Source organism: Kribbella sp. NPDC058245 (assembly GCF_042882005.1).
GTDB lineage: Bacteria > Actinomycetota > Actinomycetes > Propionibacteriales > Kribbellaceae > Kribbella.
In genome coordinates this window covers 53,607-66,818 of the sequence record NZ_JBHVWY010000020.1, presented here as the reverse complement: position 1 = coordinate 66,818, position 13,212 = coordinate 53,607, and the positions used below count along the sequence as shown (strand labels likewise).

14 protein-coding genes are annotated in these 13,212 nt (G+C 67.8%); 9 read left to right on the top strand and 5 right to left on the bottom strand.

The window, feature by feature from the left end; translation table 11 throughout:
- Positions 1-7 precede the first annotated feature (7 nt).
- Positions 8-877: a phosphatidylinositol mannoside acyltransferase gene (locus tag ACFVWG_RS35945; RefSeq protein ID WP_391547945.1), complete on the bottom strand. Its 870-nt coding sequence runs from the start codon at positions 875-877 to the stop codon at positions 8-10.
- Positions 878-880: 3 nt separating this feature from the next.
- Positions 881-1,549, bottom strand: a complete 669-nt coding sequence (pgsA, locus tag ACFVWG_RS35940) for a phosphatidylinositol phosphate synthase (protein WP_391547944.1) — start codon at positions 1,547-1,549, stop codon at positions 881-883.
- Positions 1,550-1,641: 92 nt separating this feature from the next.
- Here pgsA and ACFVWG_RS35935 point away from each other — a divergent pair, with 92 nt between their 5' ends.
- From ACFVWG_RS35935 to ACFVWG_RS35905, 7 genes are all read left to right on the top strand, one after another.
- Positions 1,642-2,586 (top strand): hypothetical protein, encoded by a 945-nt coding sequence (locus ACFVWG_RS35935; RefSeq protein ID WP_391547943.1) that lies wholly within the window; start codon positions 1,642-1,644, stop codon positions 2,584-2,586.
- A 336-nt stretch (positions 2,587-2,922) separates the two neighbouring features.
- On the top strand, positions 2,923-3,366 hold the full coding sequence (queD, locus tag ACFVWG_RS35930) for a 6-carboxytetrahydropterin synthase QueD (RefSeq protein WP_391547942.1): 444 nt from the start codon (positions 2,923-2,925) through the stop codon (positions 3,364-3,366).
- Positions 3,363-4,136: a 7-carboxy-7-deazaguanine synthase QueE gene (gene queE, locus ACFVWG_RS35925; protein WP_391547941.1), complete on the top strand. Its 774-nt coding sequence runs from the start codon at positions 3,363-3,365 to the stop codon at positions 4,134-4,136. The genes queD and queE overlap by 4 nt, the downstream gene beginning before the upstream one ends.
- A gap of 3 nt (positions 4,137-4,139) precedes the next feature.
- On the top strand, positions 4,140-4,745 hold the full coding sequence (gene folE / locus ACFVWG_RS35920; RefSeq protein ID WP_391547940.1) for a GTP cyclohydrolase I FolE: 606 nt from the start codon (positions 4,140-4,142) through the stop codon (positions 4,743-4,745).
- Entirely contained in the window at positions 4,742-5,458 is a 717-nt protein-coding gene (gene queC, locus ACFVWG_RS35915) for a 7-cyano-7-deazaguanine synthase QueC (RefSeq protein WP_391547939.1), read from the top strand. The genes folE and queC overlap by 4 nt, the downstream gene beginning before the upstream one ends.
- Before the next feature lie 6 nt (positions 5,459-5,464).
- Complete coding sequence (locus tag ACFVWG_RS35910; RefSeq protein WP_391547938.1) at positions 5,465-6,034, top strand: phosphoribosyltransferase; 570 nt, start codon at positions 5,465-5,467, stop codon at positions 6,032-6,034.
- On the top strand, positions 6,018-6,695 hold the full coding sequence (locus ACFVWG_RS35905; RefSeq protein WP_391547937.1) for an HAD family hydrolase: 678 nt from the start codon (positions 6,018-6,020) through the stop codon (positions 6,693-6,695). The genes ACFVWG_RS35910 and ACFVWG_RS35905 overlap by 17 nt, the downstream gene beginning before the upstream one ends.
- A 77-nt stretch (positions 6,696-6,772) precedes the next feature.
- Here the strand turns inward: ACFVWG_RS35905 and ACFVWG_RS35900 are convergent, their stop codons facing one another.
- A complete protein-coding gene (locus ACFVWG_RS35900; protein ID WP_391547936.1) occupies positions 6,773-7,351 on the bottom strand; it encodes an HIT family protein in 579 nt (192 codons plus the stop codon).
- A gap of 47 nt (positions 7,352-7,398) precedes the next feature.
- Here ACFVWG_RS35900 and ACFVWG_RS35895 point away from each other — a divergent pair, with 47 nt between their 5' ends.
- The gene (locus ACFVWG_RS35895; protein ID WP_391547935.1) at positions 7,399-8,586 is read left to right on the top strand and encodes an RNA-guided endonuclease InsQ/TnpB family protein; all 1,188 of its coding nucleotides are present in this window, start codon (positions 7,399-7,401) and stop codon (positions 8,584-8,586) included.
- Positions 8,587-8,609: 23 nt separating this feature from the next.
- Here ACFVWG_RS35895 and thrS read toward each other — a convergent pair whose 3' ends face one another.
- Positions 8,610-10,631 carry a threonine--tRNA ligase gene (gene thrS, locus ACFVWG_RS35890; RefSeq protein WP_391547934.1) on the bottom strand — a complete coding sequence of 674 codons (2,022 nt, stop codon included), beginning with the start codon at positions 10,629-10,631 and terminating at the stop codon, positions 8,610-8,612.
- A 141-nt stretch (positions 10,632-10,772) separates the two neighbouring features.
- On the opposite strand from thrS, the gene ACFVWG_RS35885 reads away from it, so the two are divergent.
- Positions 10,773-11,420, top strand: a complete 648-nt coding sequence (locus tag ACFVWG_RS35885) for a DedA family protein (RefSeq protein ID WP_391547933.1) — start codon at positions 10,773-10,775, stop codon at positions 11,418-11,420.
- Positions 11,421-11,473: 53 nt separating this feature from the next.
- On the opposite strand, the gene ACFVWG_RS35880 is transcribed toward ACFVWG_RS35885, so the two are convergent.
- Complete coding sequence (locus ACFVWG_RS35880) at positions 11,474-13,099, bottom strand: AAA family ATPase (RefSeq protein WP_391547932.1); 1,626 nt, start codon at positions 13,097-13,099, stop codon at positions 11,474-11,476.
- Positions 13,100-13,212: the final 113 nt, after the last annotated feature.

Below are 13,212 nucleotides of genomic sequence, written 5' to 3'. Positions count from 1 at the left end.
ACGATTGTCACTCGTCCAGGAAAATCCGCTGCAACATGTGCCAGTCCTGGGGGTGAGCAGCGATCCCCTGCGCGTAGGCATCGGCACAGCGTTGCGTCATCGCGGCGGCTCCGCCTTCGGTGCCGACGGGGTCGTGGAAGGTGATGACCAGGTCCGGGCCGTCGTAGTGCAGCGTGGCTGGGATCAGCGGGGCTCCGGTCTTGAGGCTCAGTGCGGCCGGGCCGGCCGGCATCCGCGACGGACGACCGAAGAACGTGACCGGTACGCCGCGCTCGGACAGATCGCGATCAGCGACCAGGCAGACGAACTGACCGGCCTGCAGCTGTTCGGCCAGGACTCCGGTGACATCGACCTCACTGCCGGTGAGCGGCAACACCGACATGCCGAGCTGCTTGCGGTAGGCAATGAACCGGTCGAACAGCGACTCGGGCTTCAGCCGCTCCGCGACCGTCCACACCGGCATCCCGGTCCGGCCGGCCCAGGCGCCCGCGTGGTCGTAGTTCGCCAGGTGCGGAAGGCCGCAGATCACGCCCTTGCCCGCGGCGTGCGCGTCGCGCAGCAGCTTCTCGTTCACCGTGCGAACCCGTCCGATGATCTGCTCGTCGGTCCAGTCCGGCAGCCGGAACGCCTCCTGCCAGTACCGCAGGTACGACCGCATCCCAGCGTGGGTCAGCTCATCGAGCTCGGCCGCGCTCGCCTCCGGGCAGACGACCGCGAGATTGCTCCGCAGCCGCTGCACACCGCGCCCGTTAGTGCGGTACGTCCGATCCGCCGCGCGCCGGAACAACCAGGTGACGGTTCGTTCCGGCAGGCGGCGTACGACGGTCCAGGCGAGCGCGAACGCAAGATCCACAACCCGCTGGCGGAGGGCTTCCACAGATCAGCTCTTCGGGTCCGCCGGCGGTGCAGGCGGTGGGGTGTCGAGGCCGGCGCTCTCCGGGTTCTCCCGCACCTGCTTGCGCACCGACAGCGACCGCTGAACGACGGTGATCGTGCTCGCCACCGCGATGTACCAGATCACGATCTCGAGCAGGATCGGCAGGTTGAACAGATCCGAGAAGAACGCGACCACCAGCGTGAACACCAGCCGGTCGGCGCGCTCGGCCAGCCCACCGCTCGCCTTGTACCCGAGGCTCTCGGCCTTGGCCCGCGCGTACGACGTGACCGCACCCATCACCAGCGCCCACAGCGTCACCGACGCCATCAGCGTCGAGTTGCCGGCGTGCGAGTTCGCGTAGAACAGCACCAGACCGCCGTAGATGGCGCCGTCGGCGATCCGGTCCAAGGTGGAGTCGAGGTACGAACCCCACTTCGACGACGTCCCCGACGTCCGGGCCATGTGCCCGTCGATCAGGTCCGAGAAGACGAAACAGGTGATCACCACCGCGCCCAGCCAGAGGTGACCGCGGGGGAAGAAGATCAGCGCTCCGGCGGACACCCCAACGGTGCCGACGAGCGTGACCATGTCGGCGCTCACGCCGAGCTTGAGCAGGAGGTTGGCGATCGGCGTGATCACCAAGGTCCAGAAATGCCGGAATCTGTTAAGCATGGCGTCGGTGATCGTATCCGCTCCCGATCACCATCGGATGACAGCCACCCTTCGGCGAGTGATCCTGGACTCAACCGCCCGGGAGGTGAGACATGCGAATCGCCCTGTTCGCCGTCCTCGTCGCACTCGTTCTGCCCGGCTGTTCGGTCGCCCGGAACGCGGATCGCGCCCGGCCGACCGAGCCGCCCGTACCCGCCGGCGTACCGACCGTGATCGCTCCCCCACAGGCTTCCGGCCTCGACGGTACGGCGGGCGCTCCCGGACCACAGGTCTGTACGACGATCGCCGGCGACCTCACGACGCGGTTGAGCGTCCCGGTCACCGCCAACCCGTTCGCCTGGAACGACGGCGGTCTACCCGCTCTCGACCTGTGCACGCTGCTCGTCGAGGGCCGCTCGGTCACGGTCGGCGTGACGGCGCTCCCCCGCCAGCCCGACGCCCTCAGCCGCCTGCTCACCGGCGCCGGGCACATCTCCCCGCTGACCGAGCTCGGGCCAGAGGCGCAGATCACCGAGTCCCGGATCGTGTTCATCACCGCTGAGCACGCCGTCCGCATCACCCCGGCCGGCGGGATCGACCAGGGTCGCGCCGACGGACTCGACCGCGCCAAGGCCGTGACGATCGCGATGGCCGCGAGGGACGCCGTACCGGCTGTGCTTCGAAACGGCCGGCAGACCGACGCCACTTGCCAACTGTCGAACTCGGCGGCCGAGAAGTTCATGGGTGCTGCTGCTCAGTTGCGGCGGGACTATCGGGTGCACGGAGCGCTGACCTGCATCTGGGGCACGTACGACGCGACCGTGTCCATCGTGGAGGCGTTCGACCAGACGACCATCCCCGAGTCCCAACGCGTCCCACCACCGCGGAACGCCCCAGTCGGCCGGCCCGGCTACTACCTACCCGAAGACGGCGAGCTCGTCTTCCGACTCGGCCGCCGCGTCGTCCGCGTCACCGCCCTCACCACCCCACCCCGCGAAGTCAGCCTCGACGCCCTGACCGCAATCGTCGACCAGATGATGCCGCTCTTCCTGAGGTGACACCAACTTCGGGATTCGGCAACTCCACGGCCGGTTATTGCCAATTGGTCTACGACCAATTGGATGGCCCGGTGGTATTCGCGTCCGTGGTAATACCAATCGGTGCTGCGCGCGGACTGTGACATTCTCTCCAATGCGCCGATTGCCCTTTTGCCAATGAGTCCATTGCCCTTCTGGGCAAACGGTCGAAGTACCGCCCTGGAAGGCTTTTGCGACGCGCTGCCCCCGCACCGAATTGCCATGATTCACCTAGAGTGGATCGCGGACAGCCCACCCCGGAAAATCACCGGGAATCAGGGATTCCGCCGTGTCCGCACGCACCTATCGGGAGTTCATGTGCCCTTTACCGAAAACTCATCGAAGGACGACACCGGCCGATCGGTCCGGCGCGCCGAGATCGCCAAGACCTGGTCTTTCGACGCCGCTCATCACCTGCCCTCGCACGCTGGGAAATGCCGCAATCCGCACGGTCACACCTACACCGTCGAGGCGGTCGTCGAGGGCGAGGTCAAACAGCCCCGGGGCGAGTCCGATGACGGGATGGTCGTCGACTTCGGCACGCTCTCCGCGATCTGGAAGGAGCATCTCGAGCCGCGCCTGGACCACCAGGACCTCAACGAGTCGATCGGCGCCGACGGGTGCTGGCCGACGACCGCCGAGAACATCGCCCACTGGATCGCGCTCACGTTTCGCTCCCGCGGCGCCCCGGTGTCCCGGCTGTCGGTCTGGGAGACCCCGTCGGGCCGCGCGACCGTGTACTACGGGACCGACGACGTATGACGATCCCGGCCACCCGTCCCGCTCCGACCGAGCGCAAGCATCCCGTGATCGAGTTGTTCGGGCCGACCATCCAGGGCGAAGGTCCCGATGCCGGAACGCCCTGCGTCTTCGTCCGCTTCGGCGGGTGCGATTACCGGTGCAGCTGGTGCGATTCCCTGCATGCCGTCACCCCGGAGGTCGTCCGCCGTACCGCCACCTTCCTCACCACCGACGAGATCGCCCAGCGGCTGCTCGGCCTGGCCGACGACCCCAGCGGGCTGCTGGCCGTGCTGTCCGGCGGGAATCCCGCGCTGCATGAGATCGGGGATCTTGTCCGGCAACTGCAGACGGCCGGGATGCGGGTCAGTGTCGAGACCCAGGGCTCGGTCTGGCGGGACTGGCTCGGCGGTGTCGACCGGCTCGTCGTCAGCCCGAAGCCACCGTCGAGCGGCATGTCGGAGCACGCACTGGGCGACGAAACGACCGCGTTCATGGAGCACGTGGCACGGACCCGCCAGGGCACCGACACCTGCCTCAAGGTCGTCTGTTTCGACGAGGCGGACTACGAGTTCGCCCTCGCCTTCCGGGCGAGTCACCGCGATCGGGCCGGGGATCCGTGGCCGCTGTTCCTGTCCGCCGGGACCGACGTCGACACCGAGTTCCAGCTCGACGGAGTCGCCCGGCGGTTCCGCTGGCTGTGCGAGCGGGTCGCACCGGACCCCCGCAGCCGTGACTGTGTCGTCCTCCCCCAGTTGCATGTCGTTGCCTGGGGCACCGAGAAGGGCCGTTGAACCATGTCGCTTGTCCAACCAGACACCCATCGGACGACCCCAGGTCAGGCACGCGATCCGCTGGAGCGGAGCTTCTACGCGATCCTCTCCCAGGTCCCGGCCGAGGATCCGGACCGCGAAGGGCTCCTCGACACCCCACGCCGGGCCGCGGCGGCCGTTCAGGACCTCACCGCCGGGTACTCCGTCGACATCGCCGGACTGTTCACCACGTTCGACGCCGCGGGCTACGACGAACTGGTGACGGTCCGTAGCATCCCGGTCTATTCCCTGTGCGAGCATCATCTGCTGCCGTTCGTCGGCTTCGCGCACGTCTCCTACATCCCCGACGGCCGCATCGTCGGACTGTCCAAGATCGCCCGCGTGGTGGACGCGTTCGCGCGCAGGCTCCAGGTCCAGGAACGGATGACCGTGCAGATCGCGGACGCGATCGAGCAGCACCTCCGGCCCCGGGGACTCCTGGTGGAGATCGAGGCCGAGCACTTCTGCATGGCGATGCGCGGCGTCCAGGCGCCCCGGACCATGACCGGTACGACGGCCGCGCGCGGCGACCTGCGCGACCGGCGGGCCGCCCTCACCACCACCGTCGAGCGGGAAGCAGGTCATCGATGACTGACAAGGCGATCGTGTCCCTGTCGGGCGGTCAGGACTCCGGGACCTGCCTGTTCTGGGCACTCGAACACCACGACGAGGTCGTCGCGGTCTCCTTCGACTACGGCCAGCGACATCGGGTGGAGCTGGACTGCGCGCGCCGGCTGGCCGAGACTGCCGGTGTCGACCACGAGGTGCTCGACCTAGGGCCTGCGTTCCGGCAGATGGGCGGCTCGTCGCTCACCGACGAAGCCATCGACTCCCGCTTGGACGCGGCCGGCACCGGCAACGTCTACGCGGAACGCCACGGTCTGCCCTCCTCCTTCGTCCCGGGACGAAACGTCATCCTGCTGGGCTACGCCGCGGCGCTGGGCGTCGTCCGGGGCGCGACCAGCCTGGTGACCGGGGTCTGCTCGACCGACGACGCCGGCTACCCGGACTGCCGGATCTCGTTCGTCGAGTCACTGACGGGCTCGCTCCGGCTCGGACTCGACGAGCCCGGGTTCTCGATCGAGACCCCGCTCCTGCGGCTCACCAAGGCCCAGACCTGGGAGCTGGCCGCCGCACTCGGTCGGGTCGAGCAGATCGTCGAGATGACCCATACCTGCTACCACGGCGACCGCTCCCAACGCTTCGACTGGGGCTACGGCTGCGGCCGCTGCCCGTCGTGCGAAACCCGCGCCCACGGCTGGCAGGAATTCCAGCAGTCCAGGAGTGCCGATGCAACAGCCTGACGCGGTATGGGTGCTCCGATGACCGGCCTGTGGACGCGGACCGCGCCGTACGCGATGAGCTGGTCCGACTTCGGGTTCCTGGTCGATCGGCTGGCGGCACAGATCGCGGACAGCGGCACTGCCCCGGACGCGATCGTCGGGCTGGCTCGTGGTGGCCTGCCGGCCGCGGTCGCGCTCGCGCAGCACGGTGAACGTACTCCGGACTTCTACGTCCTCGGCGCAGTCCGCAACACCAGCGACGAGCGCTACAGCGATCGCTCGGGGTCCCCGGAGATCCGCTACCTGGTCCCGTCCGCCACCTCGCTGCGCGGGCGCAGCGTGCTGATCGTGGACGACATCGTCGGTGACGGAGCCACCTTGGCGAGCGCCACGGACCATCTGGCCGCCCACGGGCCGGCCACGATCCGCTCCGCCTCGGTCATCGTGAACCAGAACACCAGTGTCTGGCCGACGTTCCACGGGTGCGTCGTCGACGACTGGGTGATCTTCCCGTGGGAACGCCGTCCAGAAGGCAACTTGCCGGTCCGGCCTCTCCCGCTGGATCAGGAGGGCAGCATCCGTGCGGATCATCGTTGACAGGGACGGCACGATCCTGGACTACGCCGAGATGTTCTACCAGTTCTGCTCCGACCTCTACCGGGATGCCGCCCAGAAGCCGCCGCCACAAGCGGAGATCAACGCCCCGGCCTATTGGGCATCGGTCTGGTCCGGACTCCGCATCGGCACCAAGCAAGTCTCGGACCACGTCGACGAGGTGGTCCGGCGGTACCTGCCGCACCACGGCGTGCTGTACGACGGCGTGGCCACGGCGGCCGCCGTACTGCGTGAACGTGGCTACACCCTCGACCTGATCAGCGGCTGGGTCGGCAGCGCCGAGACCGGGACGCTCCTGGAAGAACTCGGGATCAGGGAACTGTTCGACCGGGTGCGGACCCGGGACGACCTGCCGGGAGACGACGCCGGGCCGGTGCCCGACGGTGCCGCGAAGTACCGGCTCGCACTCGAGGGTGGCGCTTACCGTGCGGAGGATTTCGCCTTCGTCGTCGGCGACTCCTCATCCGATGTCGACCTTGCCCGGCAGCTGGGGGTCCCGTGTTATCTCGTCGGCACCGGCAACGGCCCCACCACGTCGCTGGCCCCGGACGAGGACGCTTTCGTCACCCGAGTCGAGTCGTTCGCGGCGCTAGTCAGTCGGCCACGACTAGGCGAGCAGCGCGCGGGTGTCCGCGAGCCGTAGTCGGCCGGCGACGCTCTTTGTGGAAACTAATTGCCACGGAGCGGCTTTTAGTTTCCACAAAGACGGACCGCGCCCGGTTAGCTCGGCCAGGACTTGGCGAGTAGGGCGCGGGTGTCGGCGAGTAGCTGCGGCAGGACCTTGGTGTGCCCGATCACCGGCATGAAGTTCGCGTCGCCGGACCAGCGCGGTACGACGTGCTGGTGCAGGTGACCTGCGATCCCGGCCCCGGCGATCTCGCCCTGGTTCATGCCGATGTTGAACCCGTGCGCGTCTGACACCGCGCGCACCGCCTGCATCGCCTGCTGCGTCAACGCCGAGATGTCGGATACCTCGGCGGGCGTCAGCTCGGTGTAGTCGGCCACGTGCCGGTACGGGACGAGCATCAGGTGCCCCGGGTTGTAGGGATACAGATTCAGTACGGCGTACGCCGCCTCGGCCCGGTGCACGATCAACGCGTCGGTATCCGGCAACCCCGGCAACCGGCAGAACGGGCAGCCCGAGCCCGCGTCCTTGCTCGTGGGCTTGTTCTCACCCTCGATGTAGGCCATCCGGTGCGGCGTCCACAGCCGCAGGAACGGATCGCCCACCCCGACCCCGTCCTGCCGCACCACCTCGTCAGGAACATACGGCGAGTCCGGCGCTGTCTCGTCGTCCATGGCTCATCCGTCCCGAAACTGTCGGTGGTCGATGCAACGCTTGGTTCATGTCCAGATACCGTCTGCAGCCGACACCCTCGCAGGCGGACGCCTTGCTGCTTCACTGCAGGCATGCCCGCTTTGTCTGGAATCTCGCGGTCGAGCAGCACGCCTTCTGGACTCCCGACCGGCGATCGGCACCCGGCTACCTCGAGCAGTCTCGGCAGCTCACCGAGGCTCGCAGGGATTTCGAGTGGCTGCGGGATGGTTCTCAGACCGTTCAGCAGCAGGCGTTGCGCGACTTCAACCAGGCGATGTGTGGATTCTTCAACGGAACGCATCGGCGACCTACCTGGCGGAAGGCCGGCGTCAACGAAGGATTCCGCATGGTCGCGTTCAAGCCTGCGCATCTTCGTCGTCTGAGCAAGAATGTCGGCGCGGTTCGAATCCCCAAGGTGGGATGGGTCAGATTCCGGTGGAGCCGACTCCCGCCCGCCGCGAAGTCGTATCGGGTGACACTCGACCGATCCGGCCGATGGCATATTGCCTTTGCAGTGATCCCCCCGGAGATCAAAGCGCCGGGACGCGAGAAGGTCGTTGGCATCGATCGCGGAGTCGCCGTCACCATCGCTCTGTCGACCGGAGAACTGCTCATTGCTCCGCAGCTTCGCCCAGCCGAGCAGCGCCGTTTCGAGCATCTGGCTCGCAAACTCAGCCGAGCTCAGCCGGGCTCGAAAAGACGGGGACGCATCAAACTCGCGGTCGCCCGCATGCTGGCGCGTCAACGCGATCGGCGCAAGGACTGGATCGAGAAGCAGACGACCATGCTCGCCGAACGCTTCGATCTCATCAAGCTCGAAGACCTGCGGGTGAGGCAGATGACCCGCTCGGCCCGAGGAACCAGGGAACACCCTGGGGTCGGAGTGCATCGCAAGTCCCAGCTGAATCGTCGGGTCCGCGACAGTGCATGGGGGATGATCGCCCAGCGGCTCCGAGACAAGGCGCCTGGACGGGTTGAGGTCGTCAGAGCCTCTTCTACTTCGCAACGTTGTCACCGTTGCGGCCACACTGCGAGAGAGAACCGCAAGAGCCAAGCGGTCTTTCGCTGTGTGACCTGCGGACACACCGATCACGCCGATGTGAATGCTGCCAAGAACATCGCGGCAGGGCATGCCGTGACTGCGCGGGGAGGCCAGCCGTCGGACCGGCCTGCGAACCGCGAACCTCACCGCTCGACCTCCCCGGTCAGTGGCTGAACCCGGCTTACGCCGGGTGGATGTCAAACCTGGGTGCGCTTCTGCACGGCCTCGACGATCTCGGCGATCGCATCCGCCACCGGTACGCCGTTCTTCTGCGACCCGTCGCGGTACCGGAACGACACCGACCCGGCGGCCATGTCCTCGTCACCGGCGATCAGCATGTACGGGACCTTGGACTTCTGCGCGTTGCGGATCTTCTTCTGCATCCGGTCGTCGGAACCGTCGACCTCGATCCGGATCCCGTGCGCCTTCAGCTGCCGCGCGACGTCGTAGAGGTAGTCGACGTGGCCGTCGGTGATCGGGATGCCGACCACCTGGACCGGCGCGAGCCACGGCGGGAAGACGCCGGCGTAGTGCTCGACCAGGACCGCGACGAACCGCTCGATCGAACCGAACAGCGCGCGGTGGATCATCACCGGGCGCTGACGCGAACCGTCCGGAGCCGTGTACTCCAGCTCGAACCGCTCCGGCAGGTTGAAGTCCAGCTGAATCGTCGACATCTGCCAGGTCCGGCCGATCGCGTCACGCGCCTGGACGGAGATCTTCGGGCCGTAGAACGCGGCGCCGCCCGGGTCCGGGACCAGCTCCAGGCCGGAGCCCTCGGCGACCTCGCGCAGCGTGTTGGTGGCCTCTTCCCAGACCTCGTCGGACCCGACGAACTTCTCCGGGTTCTTCGTGGAGAGCTCGAGGTAGAAGTCGTCCAGGCCGTAGTCGGCGAGCAGGCCGAGCACGAACGTGAGCAGGTTCTTCAGCTCGTCGCGCATCTGCTCACGGGTGCAGTAGATGTGCGCGTCGTCCTGGGTGAAGCCGCGGGCCCGGGTCATGCCGTGGATGACGCCGGACTTCTCCAGCCGGTAGACCGTCCCGAACTCGAACAGGCGCAGCGGCAGCTCACGGTACGAGCGACCACGGGCGGCGAAGATCAGGTTGTGCATCGGGCAGTTCATCGGCTTCAGGTAGTAGTCCTGGCCCTGCTTGCGGATCTGCCCGTCCGCGCCCCTCTCCTCGTCCAGGTGCATGGGCGGGTACATGCCGTCGGCGTACCAGTCCAGGTGGCCGGACGTCTCGAACAGCTGGCCCTTGGTGATGTGCGGCGAGTAGACGAACTCGTATCCGTCCTCGACGTGGCGCTGGCGGGAATAGTCCTCCATCACCTTGCGCAGCACGCCGCCCTTGGGGTGGAAGACCGCGAGGCCGGAGCCGATCTCGTCGGGGAAGCTGAACAGGTCGAGCTCGTTGCCCAGCTTGCGGTGGTCGCGCTTGGCGGCCTCCTCCAAGCGGGTCAGGTACGCCTTCAGCTCGTCGCGCGACTCCCACGCCGTACCGTAGATGCGCTGCAGCTGCGGGTTCTTCTCAGAGCCACGCCAGTACGCCGCTGCCGTCCGCATCAGCTTGAAGTTGCCCAGGTACCCGGTGGCCGGGACGTGCGGACCACGACACAGGTCCTTCCAGGCGACGGTGTCGTCGCGGCGGATGTTGTCGTAGATGGTCAGCTCGCCGCCACCCACCTCAACTGAAGCGCCCTCAGCCGCGTCGGCCGCGGAGCCCTTGATACCGATCAGCTCGAGCTTGTACGGCTCGGCCTTGAGTTCCTCGCGCGCATCGTCGTCGCTGACCACCCGGCGGCTGAACCGCTGCCGCTCCTTGATGATCTGCTGCATCTTCTTCTCGAGCTTGCCGAGGTCGTCCGGCGTGAACGGGGTCTCGACGTCGAAGTCATAGTAGAAGCCGTTCTCGACGGGCGGGCCGATGCCGAGCTTAGCGTCCGGGAACAGCTCCTGCACCGCCTGCGCGAGCACGTGCGCGGTCGAGTGCCGGATGATCGCGCGGCCGTCGTCTGAGGCGGCCTTGACCGGCTCGATCTCGTCGCCGTCCTCGATCACCTTCGACAGGTCCCGCAGCTCACCGTTGACGCGCGCGGCGATGGCGGAGCGGTCCTGACCGAAGAGCTCAGCGAACAGCTCCCCGATCGTCGTCGTCTCGGTCACACTCCGCTCAGCCTCGCCCTCGACGCCGACCAGATGGACCTTGACTTCCGACACGGTGCACTCCTCGCCTACGACCGGCCCACTGCCGGTCCCGCACGAATGGTATCGGCGTACTCGGATCCCTGACGAAAGTAGGGGGTCGTTCCCGTCTCTCGTCCGATGTGGACAGGGGTCCGTCCTTCATACCGTCATGTCATGGCCGACGCATTGCTCCACTTCGCCGAAGAACTGATGTCCTCCTGGTGGATCTACGTGACGGTCTGGGGGTTCGCCGCCCTCGACGGCTTCTTCCCTGCCATCCCCAGCGAGACCCTGGTCGTCACCGCCGGCGTCTTCGCCGCCTCCATCGGCCACCCCAACCTGTACGGCGTCATCGTGGCCGCCGCTGTCGGCGCCTTCCTCGGCGACCATCTCTCCTACTGGCTAGGCCGCGGCGCCGGCGGCCGGATGCTCGACCGCGTCAAGCCCGGCACGAAACGCCATACCGCCATCTTGTGGGCCCGCCGATCGCTCGCCGACCGCGGCGGCCTGGTTCTCATCGTCGCCCGCTACATCCCCGGCGGCCGCACCGCCGTCACCCTCACCATGGGCAGCGTCCGCTACCCCCTCCGCCGCTTCACGCCGTACGCCGCTCTCGCCGCCATCAGCTGGGGCCTCTACTGCACCCTCGTCGGCTACATCGGCGGCAAAGCCTTCGAGGACAACCCCCTCAAGGGCGTCGCCCTCGGCATCGGCCTAGCCCTCGCCGTCACCGTGATCGTCGAGGTCGTGCGCCACTATCTCCGCAAGCGTCGCCCTCAACCTCAGGTCGAGCCTGAGCCCGAGCTAGCCGAGGCCGGCTGAAACAACAATGCACCTCCAGCTCGCCTTGAGCTGGAGGTGCATTCGCGATGTAGCTAGCGCGGGACGTTCAGCGCGATGGTGATCTGCTCGGACACCTTGGCCGCCAGCTCGAGGCCGGCACGGCGGGTGGCCGGCTGGAGGGCCGAGTGGTCGAGCGGGCCTTCGGCGGCGATGTGCTGGTCGGTGGGGATGTCGACGACCGCGGCCGCGCGAGACTCGAAGTACGGCCGGAGCTGCTTCTCCACCTCGCGGTTGACGTCACCCGGACCGTTCGAGACCGCGATGACCGCACGGCGGATCAGCCGCTGAGCCTCGGGACCCTGGCTGTCCAGCTCCTCGAGCATCTGCACGGCGGCCGCGCAGGACAGGCTCTTCCACTTGATCGGGATGACGAGGGCGTCGGCCGCCTTCATCGCCTCGCGCCAGTTGCTGGAGCCCTCGTTGTTCCCGGTGTCGATCACGAGCACCTTGTAGAACCGGCTCAGCAGGCGGTGGATCTGGTCGAAGTCCTTCGCCTCGATCTGCGCGTACGTCGTGGTCGCCGACGTGAGCACGTCGTACTGACCAGAGACCTGGTGCCGCAGGTACGCCGCGACGTCACCCAGCCGTGCATCCGGCTGGGTCAGCATCGCCATCGCCTGGAGCATGTCGGTGACCGTGGAGCGCGCGTTCGTGTCGTGCGTGCGCAGGTGCATGTTGCCGCGCAGTTCGTTGTTGTCCCACGCCACGACACCGCCACCACGTGCCTGACCGAGCGCGCCCGCCAGCAGCAGCGTGGTCGGGGTCTTGCCCGAGCCGCCCTTCGGGTTCGCCACCACGATCGTGACCGGACGACGGAACGCGGTCGCGGCAGTCGCTCGCGCGATCCGCTCGGTGCGCTCCGTCGTACCCGGGCGAAGCCGCAGCACGCTACGCACACCACGCTCCGCCGGAGCCTCGCGCGGCAACGGCAGCGCCTGCATCAGCTCGTCCGTGCGGTAGGAGACGTCGCGCTGCTGCGGAACGTTCTGGCCGGGGATCCCTTGCGGGAAGAAGTGCTGCGCGGCCGGTGACAACGGCTGGCCACCCTGCTGGCCTTGCTGGCCCTGCTGCTGTCCTTGCTGGGGGCCTTGCGGCTGAGGGTTCTGCGCCGGCGGAGTGCTCTGCCCGAAGGCCGGGCCTGAAACGTTGAACGACTGACCGCCGAACACCGGAGTCTGCGGCGGCACCGGAGCACCAGCCGGACCTGAGTCGTGGGCGGGTGCGCTCGGCACCTCGGATGCGGCTGATGCCTCGACCGGGGCGGCATGGCTACCGTGCGCGGCCTCGTCGGGCGCCTCTACCTCGTCGACTGTCTCGTCTTCGAAGTCGGGCTTCTCGGCGGCAGGCTGCGTCCAGGATGCTGCGGGCTCGGTCGAGGCCGGCTGCGTCCAGGACGGGGCCGGCGGGGCCGGGGGCTCCGGCTGGGGCTGGCTCGGGTTCTGCTTCTCCCACGGAGCCGGCTGACCCGCGGGGCGGGACCACGAGTCGCCCGGGAAGTCCTCGGACAGCGCGTCCGGGGTCTCCTCGACCTCGTCGGTGGCGGGCTCGGAGTTCGGGTCCGGCTGGGTCCAGGAGGGCGTCGGCTGCCACATTCTCCGGACCTCGGCCGCCGCCGCTTCCCGGTCTTTGTGCTGTCCGGAGTTGTGCGAGTCGGTCACGACCTGGGTCCCCGATTTCTGTGAGAAGGGGCGGTGGACGCCCCACAGGCTGGTGTGTCGATCCGAGGGTGAGGTCCTCGGGTGTCCCACTATCCCATGACCCGGAGTCCACG